Origin of the sequence: Streptomyces griseofuscus, assembly GCF_014673495.1 — a bacterium.
Classification (GTDB): domain Bacteria; phylum Actinomycetota; class Actinomycetes; order Streptomycetales; family Streptomycetaceae; genus Streptomyces; species Streptomyces murinus.
This window is the reverse complement of record NZ_CP051006.1, coordinates 1,909,915-1,929,810: the sequence shown is the minus strand read 5'-3', so window position 1 is coordinate 1,929,810 and position 19,896 is coordinate 1,909,915. Positions and strand designations below refer to the sequence as shown.

Genomic DNA, 19,896 nt, shown 5'->3' with positions numbered 1-19,896 from the left:
GTATGAACACGTATGACACCCCCTCCACGGCCGGGAGCAGTCCAGTGGAATCCACCCCGCAGCCAGTACGGCACAGCCTCCCGCCCCCGGGCACCCCCGACCTGCGGCTGCTACGGCTGTCCGACACCACGGACGCCGGCTCGGACGCCGCCCCCGACGCGGCCACGCTGGACGCGTCCGAACGCGAGCGTGCCGCCTCCTTCGCCAGACCCGTGGACCGCGTCCGCTTCACGGCCGCGCACCGCACGCTGCGCACGGTACTGGGGTCCTACCTAGGGGTGCCGCCCGGGGAGATCCGCTACGCCCGCGAGACCTGCCCCTGCTGCGGCGGACCCCATGGCCGCCCCGCTCTCCTCGGCTTCCCCGGCGATCTCCACTTCTCGCTCTCCCACCGCGGCGACCTGGTGCTGATCGGCGTCGCGGGCGAGCCGATCGGGGTGGACGTGGAGCTGGTGCCCGACATCGAGGGGAGCGGCGAGCTGGCCCTGATGCTGCACCCCGACGAGCAGCGGGAGGCCCGGGCCCTCGACCCGGTCCGCCGCCCCGGGGCCGTGGCCCGGCTGTGGACGCGGAAGGAGGCGTATCTGAAGGGCCTCGGCACCGGTCTCGGCCGCGACCCCGCCCTGGACTACATCGGGCTGGGCACCCCGGACGGCCCGCGGCCCCGGGTCGACTGGCACTTCAGGGACGTCCCGGTGGACCGCGGCTACGTCGCCTCGGTGGCCACCCGCGGACCGCTGACCGCCCCCGCCGCCCGCCCGAATCGCGTCACCGGCCGCTTCCCCCGGCACCGGTGAGGCGCGCTCGGTCTATGCTCACCTGGTGGAACGCAGGGCGGCAGAGGCTGGTGACGCAAGGACATGCTGAGAGAGGTCACCGCGACCCGCTACATCGAGCCGCTGCGCTCCGGCGGCTCCGTCCCCGGCATCGTCGAGGCCGACGACCTCGGCACGTACGTCGTGAAGTTCACCGGTTCGGCACAGGGGCACAAGGCGCTGGTCGCGGAGGTGATCGTCGGCGAGCTGGCCCGCGCGCTCGGGCTGCGCTTCCCCGAGCTGGTCCTCGTGCACTTCGACCCGGCCGTCGCCGCCGCGGAGCCGCACCAGGAGGTGCGCGACCTGCACAGCGCCAGCGCGGGGGTGAACCTCGGCATGGACTATCTGCCGGGCGCCCGCGACCTCACCCCGGAGCTCGCCCGCGTCTTCCCGGTGGACCCGCTGGAGGCCGGCCGCGTGGTGTGGCTGGACGCGCTGACCGTCAATGTCGACCGCACCGTGCACAGCTCCAACCTGATGGTGTGGCCCACCCTCGGCACCGTGCCGCCGCGGCTGTGGCTCATCGACCACGGCGCCGCCCTCGTCTTCCACCACCGCTGGGACACCACCACCCCGGCCAAGCGGTACGACTTCCGCCATCACGCCCTCGGCCAGTACGGCCCCGACGTCCGCGCCGCCGACGCCGAACTCGCCCCGCGCGTCACGGAGGAGCTGCTGCGCGCGATCGTCGCCGAGGTGCCGGACGCCTGGCTGGCCGAGGACGCGGGGTTCGCCACGCCCGACGACGTCCGGGACGCCTACGTCGGCTATCTGCTGGCCCGGGTGCGGCGGTCGGCCGAGTGGCTGCCCACCGACTTCCCGAGCCGTGAACAGGTCGCAGCCGAGGAGGCCGCCCGCGCAGCCCGTACCCAGGCGGGCCGCCCGGACTGGCTGAAGCAGGTCCCCGATCTGCACGGCAAGCCGGCCGTGGAACACGACGGGGCGATCCACCTGCGCTGACGGGCCCCGGAAAACGGCGGGGTGGCCCGGGGCGGAAACCCCGAGCCACCCCGAGACCCGCCGGGGCTCAGCCCCTGAGCTGCTGGTACGCCGGCAGCGTCAGGAAGTCGGCGTAGTCCTCGTCCAGGGACACCCGCAGCAGCAGATCGTGCGCCTCCTGCCAGTGCCCGGCGGTGAACGCCTCCTCGCCGATCTCCTTGCGGATGCTGTCGAGTTCCTCCGCCGCGACCTTGCGGGCCAGCTCCGGCGTCGCCTTCTCGCCGTTCTCGAACTCGACGCCCGCGTTGATCCACTGCCAGATCTGGGAGCGGGAGATCTCGGCGGTGGCCGCGTCCTCCATCAGATTGAAGATGGCGACCGCGCCGAGGCCGCGCAGCCACGCCTCGATGTAACGGATGCCCACCTGCACGGCGTTGACCAGACCGGCGTACGTCGGCTTCGCCTCCAGCGAGTCCACGGCGATCAGGTCGGCGGCCGACACCTGCACGTCCTCGCGCAGCCGGTCCTTCTGGTTCGGCTTGTCGCCGAGCACCCGGTCGAAGGACTCCATGGCGATCGGCACCAGATCGGGGTGGGCCACCCACGAGCCGTCGAAACCGTCGTTCGCCTCACGGTCCTTGTCGGCGCGGACCTTCTCGAAGGCCACCTTGTTGACCTCCGCGTCCCGGCGGGAGGGGATGAAGGCCGCCATGCCGCCGATCGCGTGCGCGCCGCGCTTGTGGCAGGTGCGCACGAGCAGTTCGGTGTAGGCGCGCATGAACGGGGCGGTCATCGTCACCGCGTTGCGGTCCGGCAGCACGAACTTGGGGCCGCCGTCACGGAAGTTCTTCACGATGGAGAACAGGTAGTCCCAGCGTCCCGCGTTCAACCCCGAGGCGTGGTCGCGCAGTTCGTAGAGGATCTCCTCCATCTCGTACGCCGCCGTGATGGTCTCGATCAGCACGGTGGCGCGGATGGTGCCCTGCGGGACTCCCACGTAGTCCTGCGCGAACACGAACACGTCGTTCCACAGGCGTGCTTCGAGGTGCGACTCGGTCTTCGGCAGATAGAAGTACGGGCCCTTGCCGAGGTCCAGCAGCCGCTGCGCGTTGTGGAAGAAGTACAGGCCGAAGTCCACGAGCGCGCCCGGCACCTGACTGCCGTCGGCGGCGACGAGGTGGCGCTCGGCCAGGTGCCAGCCGCGCGGGCGCATGACGACGGTCGCCAGCTCCTCGTCCGGTCGCAGCGCGTACGACTTGCCGGACCCGGGGTCGGTGAAGTCGATGTCCCGCGTGTAGGCGGCGATCAGGTTGAGCTGGCCGAGGACGACGTTCTCCCAGGTGGGCGCGGAGGCGTCCTCGAAGTCGGCGAGCCAGACCCTGGCGCCCGAGTTGAGCGCGTTGATGGTCATCTTGCGGTCGGTGGGCCCGGTGATCTCGACGCGCCGGTCGTTCAGCGCGGCCGGGGCCGGGGCGACCCGCCAGGAGTCGTCCGCGCGGATGGCGGCGGTCTCCGGCAGGAAGTCGAGCGTGGAGGTGCGGGCGATCTCGGCGCGGCGCTCGGCCCGGCGGGCCAGGAGTTCGTCACGGCGCGGGGTGAACCGCCGGTGCAGCTCCGCCACGAAGGCGAGCGCCGCGTCCGTGAGGACCTCTTCCTGCCGGGGCAGGGGCTCGGCGTCGACGATGGCCAGCGGGGACGGCGCTGGTGCGGACATGAGCTGTCACTTCCTTCAGCGGTGGCACCACGTGCCAAGTGGCACGAAAGGGATGAATCGCGCCCGCTGTGCGGCCGGACGCTTCTGATCAGTGGATACTAGTTTCCTCATTGTGGAACTTCAATGGTGTGTTGATGTCGAGATTCTCCGGGTCGAGGCAAGCTGACGCCGGGTGCCACAAGCCCGGCCGGCGACACCCCGTTCACTCAAGGTGGCTCAGGTCGGCCTCGGTGTCGATGTCGTACGGCCGCGCAACATCCGCGCACTCCACCAGCCGGACGGCTCCCTCGTGGGCCTTCAGATAGGCGCGGGCGCCCCGGTCCCCGGTGGCGGCCGCCGCGATCCCCGCCCAGTGGGCCGCCCCGAACAGCACCGGATGCCCGCGCGTGCCGTCGTAGGCCGCCGAGACCAGCGCGTTCTCGCCGTCGTACGCCCGAAGGACCCGCGCCACCGCCTCGGGTCCGATGCCCGGCTGGTCGACCAGGAAGACCAGGGCCGCCCGTGCGTCCGTCCGGGCGAGCGCGGCGAGTCCCGCGCGCAGCGAGGAGCCCATGCCCTCGGCCCAGCGCGGGTTGTCGACCAGGACGCAGTCGCCCAGGTCCGCCCGCTCGCGCGCCTCCTCGGCCCGCGCGCCCAGCACGACATGGATCCGTCCGACCCCGGCCGCCCGCAGCACCCCCACCGCGTGCTCGACCAGGGGCCGCCCCCGGTGTTCCAGCAGCGCCTTGGGCCGTCCGCCGAGCCGTCTGCCGCCCCCGGCGGCCAGCACCAGACCGGCGACCTCCGTGGTGGGGTCCTCGATGTCCGTCATGGCTCCTGCATACCCGACGGCGGCCCGGCTTTCCGGAATCCCGGGCTGATTTTCGGTATGCCCCATGGCGCTCGCCGGGCCGGGTGGCGTTTACTGACCCGCGCACGACGGCGTGGCTGCCTGGGGAGGGCTGCTTTGCGGAGCTTGGGGCACAGGCCGGTGACCGGCGATGAAGAGGACCCGAGGGTGACGGAGCTGCGCATGGCGGTGTCCCGCTTACGCCGCGAACTGGCCGCCCTGCGCACGGACTTCCCGGACCGTGCGGCGGCGGAGGACGAACTGGCCGCGCTCGCCGCCATGACCTGCGAGGGCGTCCCGGAGATACCTCGGCTGCGCGGCTCCCTGCTGGTCCTCGCGGGCGCCATCGGCTCGATGAGCGCGCTGTCGGGGGCGCTGCGGGCGGTCAGGGCGGCGGTGGACCTGTTCGGGGAGCCCGCGCGCCGCGGCCAGGGGTCACTGCCCCGCCCGGATCACTCCTCCGACGCGAACAGCCCCCGCTCCTGAGCCTCTTCCCGGATACGGCGGTACAGCGCGGTCAGCGTCCCGCTCACCGCCACCCGGGGCAGCTGGAGCCGGTCCAGCGCCTCGGCGTCGGCCGGCACGTCGTGCCAGCCCTGACCGGTGAGCAGGCGCATCAGGGCCGGGTTGAGCCGGTCCACCCCGCGCACCAGACGCGCCTCCGCGGTGGCCCCCCGCTCGTACTCGTGCCACAGGTCCAGGAACTCGTCGGCCAGCGGACCGGGCAGCGCGCCGAACCGCCGCAGCGCGACGGCCTCTTCCCGCCGCGCCTTCTCCTCCCGATCGCCGGGACTCCAGGCCGAGGGGTCTCCGGTGTCGATCTCCACCAGGTCGTGCATCAGGCACATCTTCATCATCCGCGCCAGGTCCAGCGACCGGCCGGTCTCCCGCTCGAACTCGCCGTGCAGCAGCCAGCAGACCAGCGCCAGATGCCAGGAGTGCTCGGCGACGCTCTCCCTGCGGTCCGCGGTGGCGTTGTTGTGCCGCTCGACCTCGCGGAGCCGCGCGGTATGGGCGATGGCGTCGAACAGCTCGCGCAACCTACGCGCCGGAGCTCGCCAGCGACCGGGACAGCTCGATCGCGACCTGCTGGAGCACCGGCACGATCTTGTCCGTCGCGTCCTCGGTCACCCGGCCCGCCGGACCCGAGATGGAGATCGCCGCGGCCGTCGGGGAGTCCGGTACGCAGACGGCGAGGCAGCGCACCCCGATCTCCTGCTCGTTGTCGTCCACGGCGTACCCCTGCCGCCGTACCTCCGCCAGCGCCTCGAGGAACCCCTCCGGCGTGGTGATGGTCCGGTCCGTCGCCGCGGGCATCCCGGTACGGCCCAGCAGTGCCCGCACCTCGCCGTCCGGCACCGCCGAGAGCAGCGCCTTGCCGACGCCCGTGGAGTGCGGCAGCACCCGCCGGCCGACCTCGGTGAACATCCGCATCGAGTGCTTGGAGGGCACCTGTGCCACGTACACGATCTCGTCGCCGTCCAGCAGCGCCATGTTCGCGGTCTCGCCGGTCTCCTCCACGAGCCGTGCGAGATACGGCCGCGCCCAGGTGCCCAGCAGCCGGGACGCCGACTCGCCGAGCCGGATCAGCCGGGGGCCGAGCGCGTAGCGCCGGTTGGGCTGCTGGCGCACATAGCCGCAGGCGACCAGGGTGCGCATCAGCCGGTGGATGGTGGGCAGCGGCAGCCCGCTGGTCGCGGACAGTTCGCTGAGGCCCACTTCGCCGCCCGCGTCCGCCATCCGTTCCAGCAGGTCGAAGGCGCGCTCAAGGGACTGGACCCCGCCACCGCCGGAGGCCTTGGCGGATTCGGGGGTGCTGGCGCTCGACGTGGGCACGGCACGTTCCTTTCGGGACGAACGGAGGGCAGCAGCCTACCCGGCGGACGGTTGACTCCCCGCTTGTACGGAGCTACGTTCTGCTTGCTGGAATTCTAATTCCGCTTTGTGGAAACGTCCAGGGTGCTCTCCTGGCATCCGCCGCCGAGTGGACGCCCCTTGACGACGCCGAACCGGGAGTGAAGACTCCTTCAACAGAACGTTGAAATCCGTTTCGTGGCTGTATATCCCGTTCCCCGGGCGTGAGGTCCGGGTGTCCGACGGCGGTACAGAAAGGGGTCCGGGTGTCCGACGCTGAACTGGTGCTGCGCTCGACGCGCGTAATCACCCCGGAGGGGACGCGGGCCGCCACGGTCACCGTGTCCGCCGGGACGATCACGGCCGTACTGCCGTACGACACCGAGATCCCGGCCGGCGCACGCCTGGTGGACGTCGGCGACGACGCGCTGCTGCCCGGTCTGGTCGACACTCATGTGCACGTCAACGACCCGGGCCGTACCGAGTGGGAGGGCTTCTGGACCGCCACCCGCGCCGCGGCCGCCGGCGGCATCACCACTCTCGTCGACATGCCGCTGAACTCCCTGCCGCCGACCACCACCGTCGAGCATCTGCGGATCAAACGGGACGTGGCCCGGGACAAGGCGCACATCGACGTCGGCTTCTGGGGCGGCGCCCTGCCCGGCAACGTCAAGGACCTGCGCCCGCTGCACGACGCCGGGGTCTTCGGCTTCAAGGCGTTCCTGTCCCCGTCCGGCGTGGACGAGTTCCCGCACCTCGACCAGGAGCAGCTCGCCCGCTCGCTCGCGGAGATCGCCGGCTTCGGCGGACTGCTGATCGTGCACGCCGAGGACCCGCACCACCTGGCCGCCGCCCCCCAGCACGGCGGCCCCCGCTACGCCGACTTCCTCGCCTCGCGCCCCCGCGACGCCGAGGACACCGCCATCGCCGCGCTGATCGCCCACGCCCGCCGCCTGGACGCCCGGGTGCATGTCCTGCACCTGTCCTCCAGTGACGCGCTGCCGCTGATCCGCGCCGCCCGCGCCGAGGGCGTCCGGATCACCGTGGAGACCTGCCCGCACTACCTCACCCTCACCGCCGAGGAAGTCCCCGACGGCGCCAGCGAGTTCAAGTGCTGCCCGCCGATCCGCGAGGCCGCCAACCAGGACCTGCTGTGGGCCGCGCTCGCCGACGGCACCATCGACTGCGTCGTCACCGACCACTCGCCCTCCACGGCCGACCTCAAGACCGCCGACTTCGCCACCGCCTGGGGCGGCATCTCCGGCCTCCAGCTCAGCCTCTCGGCCGTGTGGACCGAGGCCCGAAGGCGCGGCCACACCCTGGACGACGTCGTGCGCTGGATGTCCGCGCGCACCGCAGCCCTCGTCGGACTCGACGCCCGCAAGGGCGCCATCGCCCCCGGCCGCGACGCCGACTTCGCGGTCCTCGCGCCCGAGGAGACCTTCACGGTCGACCCGGCGGGACTCCAGCACCGCAACCGGGTCACCGCGTACGCGGGCCGCACCCTGCACGGCGTCGTCAGATCCACCTGGCTGCGCGGCGAACGCATCGTCGCCGACGGCGAGTTCACCCCGCCGAAGGGCACCCTGCTCGACCGCCCCTGAGCCCCGCCCCGCCCCGGGGCATCCCGAGGACCCATCCGGCCGACTCCCGAGAGGAACCACTGATCACCGTGACGGCGACACCAGGTTTTACCGGCGACGCGAACCCCTACGGAGGCGGTGACCCGTACGCGGACTACCGCACCGCCGATTTCCCCTTCACCCAGTACGCCAACCTCGCCGACCGCCGCCTCGGCGCCGGTGTCGTCGCCGCCAACGACGAGTTCTTCGCCCAGCGCGAGAACCTGCTGGTGCCCGAGCGCGCCGAGTTCGACCCCGAGCACTTCGGGCACAAGGGCAAGATCATGGACGGCTGGGAGACCCGCCGCCGGCGCGGCGCCGCCACCGAGGACCCCTGGCCCACCCCCGAGGACCACGACTGGGCGCTGGTCCGCCTCGGCGCCCCCGGGGTGATCCGCGGCATCGTCGTGGACACCGCCCACTTCCGCGGCAACTACCCGCAGGCCGTCTCCGTCGAGGCAGCATCGGTCCCCGGCTCGCCCTCGCCCGAGCAACTGCTCGGCGACGACGTGAAGTGGACGACCCTCGTCCCGCGCACCCCCGTCGGCGGCCACGCCGCCAACGGCTTCCCCGTCTCCCTGGAGCAGCGCTTCACCCATCTGCGCGTCAACCAGCACCCCGACGGCGGCATCGCCCGGCTGCGCGTCTACGGCGAAGTCGCCCCGGACCCCGCGTGGTTGGCGGCACTCGGCACCTTCGACGTGGTCGCCCTGGAGAACGGCGGCAGCGTCGAGGACGCCTCCGACCGCTTCTACTCCCCGGCCACCAACACCATCCAGCCCGGCCGCTCCCGCAAGATGGACGACGGCTGGGAGACCAGGCGCCGCCGCGACCGGGGCCACGACTGGATCCGCTACCGGCTCGTCACCCAGTCCCGGATCGGCGCCGTCGAGATCGACACCGCCTACCTCAAGGGCAACAGCGCCGGCTGGGCATCGGTGTCGGTGCGCGACGGCGAGGACGGCGAGTGGCGCGAGATCCTGCCCCGCACCCGCCTCCAGCCCGACACCAACCACCGGTTCGTGCTGCCGGAAGCGGCCGTCGGCACCCATGCGCGCATCGACATCTACCCCGACGGTGGCATCTCCCGGCTGCGCCTGTACGGCGCCCCGACCGAGGCCGGGTCGGCCCGACTGGCGGCGCGGCACCAGGAATTGGGTGGCTGACACACCGTCACACGGATCGAGGGGCGGGCTCCGCGGGGAGGCGGGCGCCCGTCCCTCGTGCTGTCCGCGGTGCGTGCCGCCCGTACAGCGAATCAGCAGGTGGCAGGGGGTGTACAGGGCCGAACGGCCCCATCGCGGGGGGCCGGACGGCATCGGGCCCGCGGTGCAATACTGGCTCGTCTTCCGAGCCGGACCTCCGGTGCCGTGGGACACGGATCCACCGCCATTCGTCTGCTTCCGGCGGTGAACCCGCGCACGGCGCAGGGGAGTTGCTCGGTGCCCGTGACCCGGCGCACCGCGCGGTCCACGCGAAGACGGCGCCGACAGAGCGCGCCGACGACCGCCGGGTACGGGGCCGGGCACGGGCGGGCGGCGCGCGAGGAACCGCAGGGAGAGAGCCAGTCCGTGAACACCACCAGCAGCGACGGCCACGACGAGTACCACGCACTCCTCGCCCGGCGGGACGCGATGCGCCTGCGCCAGCAGCTCCTGTCCCCGTCCGCCCGCCCGGACCCGGGCCCCTGGGTGAGCGCCGCGCGAAGGGCCCACGGGCAGCCGTACGACGGCGCCGCGGACCAGCAGGTCATCACCCGCCAACTGCCGCTGGTCACCCCCTTCGGCAAGCTCATCGGGCACCTCTACGACGCGATGTTCGAACGCCACCCCTATCTGCGCTCGCTCTTCCCCGACTCCATGGACTTCCAACGGGTCCACCTGGAACGGGCCTTCTGGTATCTGATCGAACACCTCGACCAGCCGCAGGAGGTGGCCGACTTCTGCGCCCGGCTCGGCCGCGACCACCGCAAACTCGGCGTCCGGCCCGTGCACTTCGAGGTGTTCGAGCAGGCGCTCGCCGAGGCCCTGCGGCGCAGCGCGGGCGCGCGCTGGAACGAGGAGATGGAGCAGGCGTGGCTGCGCATGGTGCGCTTCGCGGTCGGGGCCATGGTGGACGGCGCGGCCGGGGCGCTCGCCGAACCGCCGTACTGGAACGCCACGGTGACCGCCCACGAGCTGCGCGGACCCGACCTCGCGGTGTTCCGGGTGCGCCCCGCGGAACCGTTTCCCTACCAGGCCGGGCAGTACACCCGGATCCAGACCCCGCTGCTGCCGCTGACCTGGCGGCCGTACTCGATCGCCTGCGCGCCCCGCCCCGACGGCGAACTGGAGTTCCATGTCCGCCGTACCGCCCCCGGCGGTGTCAGCGAGGCGCTGGTCACCGGTACCCGCGCCGGTGACCAGCTCCGTCTCGGCCCCGCCCAGGGCTCCATGGTCCTGGACGGCGACCCCGCGCGGGACGTACTGATCGTGGCCGGCGGCACCGGCTGGGCCACCGCCCGCGCCCTGCTCGAAGAGCTGTCCCGGCGCCCCCTGCACCGCGGCACCCACCTGTTCGTGGGCGCGCGCACCCTGGAGGAGCTGTACGACACCACCGCCCTCGCCCGCCTGGAGAAGAACTGCTCCTGGCTGCGCGTCGTCCCGGTGATCGGCGAGGAGTCCGGCGCAGCCGAGAGCGGCTCGGTGGCCGACGCGGTGGCCCGGCGCGGCGACTGGTCCGGCCACACCGCCTACGTCAGCGGCCCGCCCATGATGGTCACCGCCACGGTGTACGGCCTGACCGCGCTGTCCCTGCCGCCGGACCGCATCCACCACGACCCGGTCGACGGCACCCTGCCCCCGGCCGCGCGACCGTCCAGGGCCGGGGCGCCGGTGGCGATCACCGGGGGGTGAGCCGCGCCACGCGTGTGCGGCGCCGGAACTCTTGCCCCCTCCTGACGCGTTCTTCCGGGCGTGACCCTTCAGCAAGAGATCGTCGGCAACGCCATGCAGATGGCGGTCGTCAACCTGAACCCCGGCCAGACCGTGTACTGCGAGGCCGGGAAGTTCCTGTTCAAGACCACGAACGTGACCATGGAGACCCGGCTGTCCGGCCCCTCCGGGAGCGGCGGGCAGCAGGGCGGCGGCAGCGGTGGCATGGGCGGCATGCTGCGCCAGGCCATGGGCACCGCCATGCAGGTGGGCCAGCGGATGCTCGCCGGTGAGTCCCTGGCCTTCCAGTACTTCACCGCGCAGGGCGGCCAGGGCACGGTCGGCTTCGCGGGCGTGCTCCCCGGCGAGATGCGCGCGCTGGAACTCGACGGGCGGCGCGCCTGGTTCGCCGAGAAGGACGCCTTCGTGGCCGCCGAGTCCTCGGTGGAGTTCGGCATCGCCTTCGCGGGCGGCCGTACGGGCATGAGCGGCGGCGAGGGCTTCGTCCTGGAGAAGTTCACCGGTCACGGCACCGTGATCATCGCGGGCGCGGGCAACTTCATCGACCTGAACCCGGCCGACTTCGGCGGCCGTATCGAGGTGGACACCGGCTGCGTGGTCGCCTTCGAGGAGGGTATCCAGTACGGCGTCCAGCGCGTCGGCGGCCTCAATCGCCAGGGCATCATGAACGCCGTCTTCGGCGGCGAGGGCCTCTCCCTGGCCACCCTGGAGGGCAACGGCCGGGTCATCCTCCAGTCCCTGACCATCGAGAGCCTGGCCAACGCCCTGAAGAAGGCCCAGGGCGGCGACAAGCAGGGTCCGACGGGCGGCCTGTTCTCCACGCACGCGGGGTGAGCCCCGGGCTCCCTCGCGCGGAGCTCGCGCGGAGGGACGTCACAGGGCGCGTCGCCATGTCTGGCCGACGAGGTCGTGGCCGAAGCTGTGATGGGCCTGCGCCGCGACCAGTTCGAAGCCGTGCGCCTCGTAGATGCGGCGCGCCGTCTTCAGTACGTCGTTCGTCCACAGCGTGATCGCCGCGCACCCCGCCTCGCGCGCGTGGCGCAGGCATTCCTCGACCAGTCGGGTGCCGAGCCCGAGCCCGCGCGCCGCGGGGTCCACCAGCAGCAGGCGCAGCTTCGCGGTGCCCTCCTCGTCGCCGGGCGCGCAGAAGACACAGCCGGCCCGTACCCCGTCGACCTCGGCGATCCAGGCCGCCCGCGGTCCCGCCCCCGTCGCGCGGGTGTGGTCGGCGACGATCCGGGCGACCAGCGCCTCGAAGTCCGCGTCCCAGCCGAACTCCCGCTCATAGAGCTCGCCGTGCGCCATCACCACCCAGCCCAGGTCCCCGGGCCGGCCGAGCGGACGGACGACCACCTCGTGTTCCGCCGCCATCAGGACCACCCACCTCTCACTGAAACGACTGTTTCAGTACACTAACCCGGGTGGCCCGATCCGAAGCAACCCCTTCTCCGCGACGGCAGGAACTGCTGGAAGCGGCGTACGCCCATGCGCTGCGCAGCGGCCTGGCCGATCTGTCCCTGCGCCCGCTCGCGGCGGAGATCAAGTCCTCCCCGCGGGTGCTGCTGTATCTGTTCGGCAGCAAGGACGGCCTGGTCCGGGCCCTGCTGGCGCGGGCCAGGGCCGATGAGCTGGCCGCCATGCGCCGGCTCGCGGCCGCGCGCGATCCGGCGGCGGGGCTGGGGTCGATCGCCCGCGAGCTGTGGCGGTGGCTGTCCGAGGACGCCCACCGCGGGCTGCTGACGCTCTGGGTCGAGAGCTATGCCCGCTCCCTCGTGGAGCCCGACGGTCCCTGGGCCGGATTCGCGAGCGACACGGTCGAGGACTGGCTCGCCCTGCTCGCCGCCGGCCAGCGCCCCGAGGTGCGCGACACCGAAGCGGGCCTGGCCCGGCGCACCCTCGTGCTCGCCACCCTCAGGGGCGCCCTGCTGGACCTCCTCGCCACCGGCGACCTGGAACGGACGAGCGCGGCGGTGCATGCCCTGCTGGCGCAGGCGGAGTGACCCCGGCGCACAACCGGGCTCGCGCCAGGCGCGCGCCGGGCTCGCCCCGAGCCTTCGGTGACCGCCCTGTGCCCGTCCTGTGGGTGTCCCGAGGAGGAAGGTGAACTGGTTGAAAAACACGGTTACTTGAGGGGAAATTCCACGGCGTTGTCGTTGACATGTCCTTGTCTACGCGCGTCATCATGGCGTCATGCGTATCCCCCCACGCGCCGCTCGTATCGGCGCCGCAGCCGCAGTCCTGTCCGCACTCCTCGCCGGCGGGACCGTCTCCGCCACCACGGCGAACGCGTCCGTCGTCCCCGCCGCGCCCGCCGTCTCCGCGGCCTCCGTCGGCAGCATCTGCCACAGCACCCTGCCGCCGCAGGCCGACGACACCCTCGCCCTCATCGCCAAGGGCGGCCCCTACCCCTACTCGCAGGACGGCACGGTCTTCTCCAACCGCGAGGGCGTCCTGCCCAGCCAGTCCTCCGGCTACTACCACGAGTACACCGTGGTGACCCCCGGCGCCCCCACCCGCGGCACCCGCCGCATCGTCACCGGTGAGCGCAGCCAGGAGGACTACTACACCTCCGACCACTACGAGACGTTCGACCTGATCGACTTCGACTGCTGAACCACGGCTGATCCGCATGTGATCCACACCGAGCCTCGCCCCGCGGCCCCCACCCCCACCCGACGGCCGCGGGGCGAGTCGTACCCGGCGCCCGGCACGTCCTTTTCGGCCATCTCCCGTTCCCCGCAGGGAATTTCCGCGGTCCCGGGCACCCGGCTCGCGCCCCGCGCGTTCTCCGGGCACCGGGACGCGCCCGGTCGGCCTCGGGGGAGTCCGGAAGGGGAGTCATGGACCGGCGAAAGACAGTGGACCTGGGGGAGTTCGGGGACGCGCTGCGGCGCGACCCGCATCCGGTGTACGCCATGCTGCGCGAGTGCGGCCCGGTGCACCGGGTCCGGATACCCCATGCGGACGAGGACTACGAGACCTGGCTCGTCGTCGGGTACGAGGAGGCGCGCGCCGCCCTCGCCGACCCCCGGCTCGCCAAGGACGGCACGAAGATCGGCGTGACCTTCCTCGACCAGGAGCTGATCGGCAGGGATCTGCTGGCCACCGACCCGCCCCAGCACACCCGGCTGCGCGCCCTCGTCACCCGGGCCTTCACCATGCGCCGGATCGAGCAACTGCGGCCGCGTATCCAGCGGATCACGGACGAACTGCTGGACGAGATGCTGTCGGCGGGCAGCAGCTCCCACGCCGACCTCATCGCCGCCCTCGCCTACCCGCTGCCCCTCACCGTCATCTGCGAACTGCTCGGCGTCCCCGAGATGGACCGCACCGGGTTCCGCAAGATCTCCACCCAGGTGGTCGCACCGACCGACCCGGGGTCCGAGCGCGAGGCGATGGCCCGGCTCGGCGATTACCTCACCGAACTGATCGAGGACAAGCGCCGCTCCGGGGTCACCGGCGACCTTCTCGGCGACCTGGTCCGCACCACCGCCGAGGACGGCGACCGGCTCTCGCCCGAGGAACTGCGCGGCATGGCCTTCCTGTTGCTCATCGCGGGCCATGAGACCACGGTCAATCTCATCGGCAACGGCGTCCTCGCCCTGCTCACCCACCCCGACCAACTCGCCGCCCTGCGCGCCGACATGAGCCTGATCGACGGTGTGGTCGAGGAGACGCTGCGCTGGGAGGGCCCGGTGGAGAACGCCACGTTCCGGTACGCGGCCGAGCCGCTGGACATCGGTGGCGTCCGCGTCGAGCAGGGCGAACACGTGATGATCGGCCTCACCGCCGCCCAGCGCGACGGCGCCCGCTTCCCCGCCCCCGACCGCTTCGACATCCGCCGTGACACCCGCGGCCACCTCGCCTTCGGCCACGGCCTCCACTACTGCCTGGGTGCGCCCCTGGCCCGCCTGGAGGGCCGTATCGCCCTCTCCACCCTGCTGGACCGCGTCCCCGGTCTCGCCCTGGACGGCCCGCACGACGAATGGCTGCCGGGCATGCTGATGCGCGGGCTGCGGAGCCTGCCGGTGCGCTGGTAGAGCCGCCGGAGCGCGCCGGTAGAGCCGCCGGGGCTCAGCCGTCCCCGGACTCCGGCGCCGTCGCGATCTCCGTCATCGCCACCGCCCGCCGCTCCCGCCGCGAGATCTCGCACGCCTCGGCGATCCGCAGCGCCTGGAGGGCCTCCGGTCCGTCGCAGGGGTTGGCGCGGGTGCCGTGCAGCACCTCCACGAAGGCGCACAGCTCGGCCTCGTACGCGGGCGCGAAGCGTTCCAGGAAGCCGGTCCAGGGCTTGTCCGCGGGTGGTGGGCCGGTCGGTTCGGTGGAGGCGAGCGGGGTGCGGTCGTCCAGTCCGACCACCACCGTGTCCCGCTCCCCGGCCAGCTCCATCCGGACGTCGTAGCCCGCGCCGTTGGTGCGGGTCGCGGTCGTGGTGGCCAGGGTGCCGTCGTCCAGGGTGAGCAGCGCCGCGCCCGTACAGGCGTCACCGGCCTCGCGGAACATCGCGGGGCCCGTGTCCGAACCGGCCGCGTAGACGTCAGTGACCTCCCGGCCCGTCACCCAGCGCAGGATGTCGAAGTCATGGATGAGCGTGTCCCGGAACAGCCCGCCGGACGGCCGCAGCCACTCGGCCGGAGGAGGGGACTGGTCGCAGGTCAGGGCCCGTACGGTGTGCAGCCGGCCGAGCCGCCCGGCGCGCACCGCCTCGCGCGCCCCGGCGTACCCCGCGTCGAAGCGGCGCTGGAAGCCCATCTGGAGCACCGTGCCGGCCGCCGCCACCTCGGCGAGCGCCTGGAGCGTGCCCGGCAGGTCCAGGGCGATCGGCTTCTCGCAGAAGACCGGCAGGCCCGAGCGTGCCGCCCGGCCGATCAGCTCGGCGTGGGCCGCGGTCGCCGTGGTGATCACCACCGCGTCCACACCCCAGCGGAAGATCTCGTCCACCCCCGGCGCCGCCGTCTCGCCCAGCCGCTGCGCGAGCCGCTGCGCACGCGCCGGGTCGGCGTCCGTCAGGATCAGCGAGCCGACCTCGCGATGACGGCTGAGCGTGTTCGCGTGAAGGGTGCCGATGCGGCCCGTACCGATGACCCCGATGCGCATGGAAACAAAGTGACGGCGCGCCCCGGCCCCTGTCAATTCATATGTTAGGACAACCGGACTTCACGACTTCCCGTCAACTGCGCACCCGGCTACGCTCGGGCCCGTGCCGAAACCAGATGTGGACCCGACCGTCGCGCTCGAACTCCGCGTGGACCGGGGTTCACCGGTGCCGCTGTACTTCCAGCTGTCCCAGCAGCTGGAGGCCGCGATCGAGCACGGAAGCCTGACCCCCGGGAGCCTGCTGGGCAACGAGATCGAACTGGCCGCGCGGCTCGGCCTGTCCCGCCCCACCGTCCGCCAGGCCATCCAGTCCCTGGTCGACAAGGGGCTGCTGGTGCGCCGCCGGGGCGTCGGCACCCAGGTCGTGCACAGCAGGGTCAAGCGCCCGCTGGAGCTGAGCAGCCTCTACGACGACCTGGCGGCGGCAGGCCAGCGCCCCACGACGAAGGTCCTGGTCAACACGGTCGTCCCGGCCACCGCCGAGCTCGCGGCCGCGCTCGGCGTCACCGAGGGCGCCGACGTCCACCGCGTCGAACGGCTCCGGCTCGCGCACGGCGAGCCCATCGCCTACCTGATCAACCATCTGCCCCCCGGACTGCTCGACCTGGACACCGCCCAGCTGGAGGCGACCGGCCTGTACCGGCTGCTGCGCACCGCCGGGATCACCCTGCACAGCGCCCGCCAGTCGATCGGCGCCCGCGGCGCCACCGCCATGGAGGCCGAGCGGCTCGGCGAGGCCGACGGCGCCCCGCTGCTCACCATGTGCCGCACCACCTACGACGACACAGGGCGCACGGTCGAGTACGGCGACCACACCTACCGCCCGAGCCGCTACGCCTTCGAGTTCCAGCTGCTCGTACGGCCCTGATCGCGCCGGTCGTTCGTCATATCGTCCGGTCGGCGTTCGTCGCATTGTCCGGACAAGGTGACCGGAATCTCCTCCCCGGCCGTCCGCCCGCCCACCCCGGTGACCGATACTGAAGTGTTTGGGGCTGGTGAGGTCGCCGCCGGGACACACCGACGGTGAGTTCGCCGCCCCATCCGCACGTCGGAGCAAGGACAGCTGAGAGTCAGCTGGAGACAGCGAGAAGGGCACGGCCTCGTGGCACGGTTTCGGACCTGGGCAGTCATGGCGGTCGCAGGGGCACTCTCGGTGTGCCTCGCGGGTTGCAGCAGCACCGGCGGGAAGCGGGCCGAGGACGCCCGCAAGGCCGCCGTCGCCCAGGGCAGGGCGGCGGTGAACACCCCCCGCTGGACCTTCGCGATGATCACGCACTCGGGAGACGGCGACACCTTCTGGGACATCGTGCAGAGCGGCGCCAAGCAGGCCGCCGTCAAGGACAACATCAACTTCCTGTACTCGCACGACGACGACGCCCAGCAGCAGGCCCAGCTGGTGGACGCGGCGGTCGACAAGAAGGTCGACGGCATCATCGTCACCCTGGCGAAGCCGGACGCCATGAAGGCCGCCGTCCAGCGCGCCGAGAAGGCCGGCATCCCGGTGATCACGGTCAACTCCGGCTCGGAGGAGTCCAAGGCGTTCGGCGCGCTCACCCACATCGGCCAGGACGAGACCATCGCCGGTGAGGCGGTCGGCGACGAGCTGAACAAGCGCGGCAGGAAGAAGGCCCTGTGCGTGCTGCACGAGCAGGGCAACGTGGGCCATGAGCAGCGCTGCGACGGCGTCGCCAAGACCTTCAAGGGCAAACTCCAGAAGCTCTACGTCAACGGCACGAACATGCCCGACGTGCAGTCCGCCATCGAGGCCAAGCTCCAGGCCGACAAGTCCCTGGACAGCGTCGTCACCCTCGGTGCGCCCTACGCCGACACCGCCGTGAAGGCGAGGAGCGACGCGGGCAGCAAGGCCGAGGTGGACACCTTCGACCTCAACGCGCAGGTCGCGGCCTCGCTCCAGAACGGCACCCTGGGCTTCGCGGTGGACCAGCAGCCGTACCTCCAGGGGTACGAGGCGGTCGACCTGCTGTGGGCCTACAAGTACAACGGCGACGTCCTCGGCGGCGGCAAGCCGGTGCTGACCGGACCGCAGATCATCACCAAGGACCAGGCGGCCACGCTGGCCGCGTACACCGAGCGGGGCACCCGATGACCGCCGGACAGAGCGCCGGGCCGAACACGGTCGAACAGAAGGCCGAGGCGCCGGTGGCCGACGAGCGGATCCTGCGGACCTCCCCGCTGAAGAAGCTCCTCGCCCGCCCCGAGCTGGGCTCGGTCGTCGGCGCCCTCGCCGTCTTCGTCTTCTTCGCCCTGATCGCCGACGGCTTCCTGCGCGCCTCCAGCCTCAGCACCGTCCTGTACGCCTCCTCGACCATCGGGATCATGGCCGTACCGGTCGCGCTGCTGATGATCGGCGGCGAGTTCGATCTGTCGGCCGGTGTCCTCGTGACGTCCTCGGCGCTGATCTCCTCCATGTTCAGCTACCAGATGACGGCGAACACCTGGGTCGGCGTCGGCGTGTCCCTGCTGGTCAGCCTCGCCATCGGCGCCTTCAACGGCTTCATGCTCACGCGCACCAAGCTGCCCAGCTTCATCATCACGCTGGGCACCTTCCTGATGCTGTGCGGCATGAACCTCGGCTTCACCAAGCTGATCGACGGCACGGTCTCCACCAAGACCATCGCCGACATGCAGGGCTTCTCCAGCGCCCGCGCCGTCTTCGCCTCCACGGTCACCGTCGGCGGCGTCGACTTCAAGATCACCATCCTGTGGTGGCTCGCCCTGGTCGCCCTCGGCTCCTGGATCCTGCTGCGCACCCGCGTCGGCAACTGGATCTTCGCGGTCGGCGGCAACGAGGACGCGGCCCGCGCGGTCGGCGTGCCGGTGGCCAAGACGAAGATCGGCCTCTACATGGGCGTTGCCTTCGGCGCCTGGATCTCCGGCCAGCACCTGCTCTTCTCCTTCGACGCCGTCCAGTCCGGCGAGGGCGTCGGCAATGAGCTGATCTACATCATCGCGGCCGTCATCGGCGGCTGCCTGATCACCGGCGGCTACGGCAGCGCGGTCGGCTCCGCGGTGGGCGCCCTGATCTTCGGCATGACCAGCAAGGGCATCGTCTTCGCCGAGTGGAACCCCGACTGGTTCAAGTTCTTCCTCGGAGCGATGCTGCTCCTCGCGACCCTGCTCAACGCCTGGGTCCGCAAGCGCGCGGAGGCGACGACATGACGGACGGCATGACGGACGAGACCACCCCGACGGCGACGACGGCCGCGCCCGCCCTGGTCGAGCTGTCCTGCGTCGGCAAGCACTACGGCAATGTGCGCGCCCTGGACGGCGTGTCCCTCCAGGTGCACGCGGGGGAAATCACCTGCGTCCTCGGCGACAACGGCGCGGGCAAGTCCACCCTGATCAAGATGATCGCCGGACTGCACCAGCACGACGGCGGCACCCTGAGCATCGAGGGCGAGGAGACCCGCCTCGCCTCCCCGCGCGAGGCCCTGGACCGGGGCATCGCCACGGTCTACCAGGACCTGGCCGTGGTGCCCCTGATGCCGGTCTGGCGCAACTTCTTCCTCGGCTCCGAGCCCCGTAAGGGCACCGGCCCCTTCAAGCGCCTCGACACCGCCCTCATGCGCCGCACCACCCGCGAGGCGCTGCTGCGCATGGGCATCGACCTGCGCGATGTCGACCAGCCCATCGGCACCCTGTCCGGCGGCGAACGCCAGTGCGTGGCCATCGCCCGCGCCGTCCACTTCGGCGCCAAGGTCCTCGTCCTGGACGAGCCGACCGCGGCCCTCGGCGTCAAGCAGTCCGGTGTGGTCCTCAAGTACGTCGCCGCCGCCCGCGACGAGGGCCTGGGCGTCGTCCTGATCACCCACAACCCGCACCACGCGTACCTGGTGGGCGACCGGTTCGTGCTGCTGCGCCGCGGCACCATGGTGGGCAATCACACACGGGACGAGATCACCCTGGACGAGCTGACCGCGCAGATGGCCGGCGGCTCCGACCTGGACGTCCTGCGTCACGAACTCCAGCGCGACTGAGGGTTCCGAGGGGCGCCGCGGTCAACCGGGACACCACCGGGATCGCCCGCCCCTCGCCCTCGCCCTGTACGGCACCCTTACCGTCGTTGAGGCAC

Annotated in this window: 20 protein-coding genes; 14 read left to right on the top strand and 6 right to left on the bottom strand. The window is 72.0% G+C overall.

Annotated features, from left to right (window positions below; all coding sequences use genetic code 11):
- The first annotated feature begins 44 nt into the window (after positions 1 to 44).
- Positions 45 to 797 carry a 4'-phosphopantetheinyl transferase family protein gene (locus HEP81_RS08580; protein WP_063755263.1) on the top strand — a complete coding sequence of 251 codons (753 nt, stop codon included), beginning with the start codon at positions 45 to 47 and terminating at the stop codon, positions 795 to 797.
- A gap of 63 nt (positions 798 to 860) precedes the next feature.
- Positions 861 to 1,775 (top strand): HipA family kinase, encoded by a 915-nt coding sequence (locus tag HEP81_RS08575; RefSeq protein WP_037659845.1) that lies wholly within the window; start codon positions 861 to 863, stop codon positions 1,773 to 1,775.
- A gap of 67 nt (positions 1,776 to 1,842) precedes the next feature.
- Here HEP81_RS08575 and aceB read toward each other — a convergent pair whose 3' ends face one another.
- Together aceB and HEP81_RS08565 are read right to left on the bottom strand one after the other, a co-directional pair.
- Complete coding sequence (gene aceB, locus HEP81_RS08570) at positions 1,843 to 3,468, bottom strand: malate synthase A (RefSeq protein WP_037659844.1); 1,626 nt, start codon at positions 3,466 to 3,468, stop codon at positions 1,843 to 1,845.
- 202 nt (positions 3,469 to 3,670) lie between these two features.
- On the bottom strand, positions 3,671 to 4,279 hold the full coding sequence (locus HEP81_RS08565; RefSeq protein ID WP_037659842.1) for a nucleotidyltransferase family protein: 609 nt from the start codon (positions 4,277 to 4,279) through the stop codon (positions 3,671 to 3,673).
- Positions 4,280 to 4,414: 135 nt separating this feature from the next.
- Here HEP81_RS08565 and HEP81_RS08560 point away from each other — a divergent pair, with 135 nt between their 5' ends.
- Complete coding sequence (locus HEP81_RS08560) at positions 4,415 to 4,783, top strand: DUF5955 family protein (RefSeq protein WP_375139860.1); 369 nt, start codon at positions 4,415 to 4,417, stop codon at positions 4,781 to 4,783.
- On the opposite strand, the gene HEP81_RS08555 is transcribed toward HEP81_RS08560, so the two are convergent.
- Together HEP81_RS08555 and HEP81_RS08550 are read right to left on the bottom strand one after the other, a co-directional pair.
- Entirely contained in the window at positions 4,750 to 5,337 is a 588-nt protein-coding gene (locus HEP81_RS08555) for an HD domain-containing protein (protein WP_037659840.1), read from the bottom strand. The genes HEP81_RS08560 and HEP81_RS08555 overlap by 34 nt on opposite strands.
- Position 5,338: 1 nt before the next feature.
- On the bottom strand, positions 5,339 to 6,133 hold the full coding sequence (locus HEP81_RS08550) for an IclR family transcriptional regulator (protein WP_037659836.1): 795 nt from the start codon (positions 6,131 to 6,133) through the stop codon (positions 5,339 to 5,341).
- Between the two features lie 284 nt (positions 6,134 to 6,417).
- On the opposite strand from HEP81_RS08550, the gene allB reads away from it, so the two are divergent.
- The 4 genes from allB to HEP81_RS08530 all read left to right on the top strand — a co-directional run bounded on the left by allB (position 6,418) and on the right by HEP81_RS08530 (position 11,540).
- Entirely contained in the window at positions 6,418 to 7,755 is a 1,338-nt protein-coding gene (allB, locus tag HEP81_RS08545) for an allantoinase AllB (protein ID WP_037659834.1), read from the top strand.
- A 68-nt stretch (positions 7,756 to 7,823) separates the two neighbouring features.
- Positions 7,824 to 8,939 (top strand): allantoicase, encoded by a 1,116-nt coding sequence (gene alc / locus HEP81_RS08540; protein ID WP_037659831.1) that lies wholly within the window; start codon positions 7,824 to 7,826, stop codon positions 8,937 to 8,939.
- A gap of 405 nt (positions 8,940 to 9,344) precedes the next feature.
- A complete protein-coding gene (locus tag HEP81_RS08535; RefSeq protein ID WP_051850434.1) occupies positions 9,345 to 10,667 on the top strand; it encodes a globin domain-containing protein in 1,323 nt (440 codons plus the stop codon).
- Between the two features lie 60 nt (positions 10,668 to 10,727).
- Positions 10,728 to 11,540: an AIM24 family protein gene (locus HEP81_RS08530; protein ID WP_078967553.1), complete on the top strand. Its 813-nt coding sequence runs from the start codon at positions 10,728 to 10,730 to the stop codon at positions 11,538 to 11,540.
- Positions 11,541 to 11,579: 39 nt separating this feature from the next.
- Here HEP81_RS08530 and HEP81_RS08525 read toward each other — a convergent pair whose 3' ends face one another.
- Entirely contained in the window at positions 11,580 to 12,077 is a 498-nt protein-coding gene (locus HEP81_RS08525; RefSeq protein ID WP_037659825.1) for a GNAT family N-acetyltransferase, read from the bottom strand.
- A gap of 50 nt (positions 12,078 to 12,127) precedes the next feature.
- Here HEP81_RS08525 and HEP81_RS08520 point away from each other — a divergent pair, with 50 nt between their 5' ends.
- The 3 genes from HEP81_RS08520 (at position 12,128) to HEP81_RS08510 (ending at position 14,746) form a co-directional block, all read left to right on the top strand.
- On the top strand, positions 12,128 to 12,706 hold the full coding sequence (locus HEP81_RS08520; protein WP_037659822.1) for a TetR/AcrR family transcriptional regulator: 579 nt from the start codon (positions 12,128 to 12,130) through the stop codon (positions 12,704 to 12,706).
- Between the two features lie 190 nt (positions 12,707 to 12,896).
- Positions 12,897 to 13,319, top strand: a complete 423-nt coding sequence (locus tag HEP81_RS08515) for a ribonuclease domain-containing protein (RefSeq protein WP_037659819.1) — start codon at positions 12,897 to 12,899, stop codon at positions 13,317 to 13,319.
- A gap of 227 nt (positions 13,320 to 13,546) precedes the next feature.
- On the top strand, positions 13,547 to 14,746 hold the full coding sequence (locus HEP81_RS08510) for a cytochrome P450 family protein (RefSeq protein ID WP_037659817.1): 1,200 nt from the start codon (positions 13,547 to 13,549) through the stop codon (positions 14,744 to 14,746).
- A 34-nt stretch (positions 14,747 to 14,780) separates the two neighbouring features.
- On the opposite strand, the gene HEP81_RS08505 is transcribed toward HEP81_RS08510, so the two are convergent.
- The gene (locus HEP81_RS08505; RefSeq protein ID WP_037659815.1) at positions 14,781 to 15,803 is read right to left on the bottom strand and encodes a Gfo/Idh/MocA family protein; all 1,023 of its coding nucleotides are present in this window, start codon (positions 15,801 to 15,803) and stop codon (positions 14,781 to 14,783) included.
- 118 nt (positions 15,804 to 15,921) lie between these two features.
- Here HEP81_RS08505 and HEP81_RS08500 point away from each other — a divergent pair, with 118 nt between their 5' ends.
- From HEP81_RS08500 to HEP81_RS08485, 4 genes are all read left to right on the top strand, one after another.
- The gene (locus HEP81_RS08500; RefSeq protein ID WP_037659813.1) at positions 15,922 to 16,671 is read left to right on the top strand and encodes a GntR family transcriptional regulator; all 750 of its coding nucleotides are present in this window, start codon (positions 15,922 to 15,924) and stop codon (positions 16,669 to 16,671) included.
- A gap of 234 nt (positions 16,672 to 16,905) precedes the next feature.
- Positions 16,906 to 17,910: a sugar ABC transporter substrate-binding protein gene (locus HEP81_RS08495; RefSeq protein WP_037659808.1), complete on the top strand. Its 1,005-nt coding sequence runs from the start codon at positions 16,906 to 16,908 to the stop codon at positions 17,908 to 17,910.
- Positions 17,907 to 18,983, top strand: coding sequence for an ABC transporter permease (locus HEP81_RS08490; protein ID WP_051850433.1), 1,077 nt, complete (start codon positions 17,907 to 17,909; stop codon positions 18,981 to 18,983). The genes HEP81_RS08495 and HEP81_RS08490 overlap by 4 nt, the downstream gene beginning before the upstream one ends.
- Positions 18,980 to 19,801 (top strand): ATP-binding cassette domain-containing protein, encoded by an 822-nt coding sequence (locus tag HEP81_RS08485; RefSeq protein ID WP_243279338.1) that lies wholly within the window; start codon positions 18,980 to 18,982, stop codon positions 19,799 to 19,801. The genes HEP81_RS08490 and HEP81_RS08485 overlap by 4 nt, the downstream gene beginning before the upstream one ends.
- Positions 19,802 to 19,896: the final 95 nt, after the last annotated feature.

Excerpts from the sequence above, each read along its gene's own strand:
- HEP81_RS08575 (WP_037659845.1), top strand. The coding sequence starts at position 861 with ATGCTGAGAGAGGTCACCGCGACCCGCTACATCGAGCCGCTGCGCTCC.
- aceB (WP_037659844.1), bottom strand. The coding sequence starts at position 3,468 with ATGTCCGCACCAGCGCCGTCCCCGCTGGCCATCGTCGACGCCGAGCCC.
- HEP81_RS08565 (WP_037659842.1), bottom strand. The coding sequence starts at position 4,279 with ATGACGGACATCGAGGACCCCACCACGGAGGTCGCCGGTCTGGTGCTG.
- HEP81_RS08525 (WP_037659825.1), bottom strand. The coding sequence starts at position 12,077 with ATGGCGGCGGAACACGAGGTGGTCGTCCGTCCGCTCGGCCGGCCCGGG.
- HEP81_RS08515 (WP_037659819.1), top strand. The coding sequence starts at position 12,897 with ATGCGTATCCCCCCACGCGCCGCTCGTATCGGCGCCGCAGCCGCAGTC.
- HEP81_RS08510 (WP_037659817.1), top strand. The coding sequence starts at position 13,547 with ATGGACCGGCGAAAGACAGTGGACCTGGGGGAGTTCGGGGACGCGCTG.
- HEP81_RS08505 (WP_037659815.1), bottom strand. The coding sequence starts at position 15,803 with ATGCGCATCGGGGTCATCGGTACGGGCCGCATCGGCACCCTTCACGCG.
- HEP81_RS08490 (WP_051850433.1), top strand. The coding sequence starts at position 17,907 with ATGACCGCCGGACAGAGCGCCGGGCCGAACACGGTCGAACAGAAGGCC.
- HEP81_RS08485 (WP_243279338.1), top strand. The coding sequence starts at position 18,980 with ATGACGGACGGCATGACGGACGAGACCACCCCGACGGCGACGACGGCC.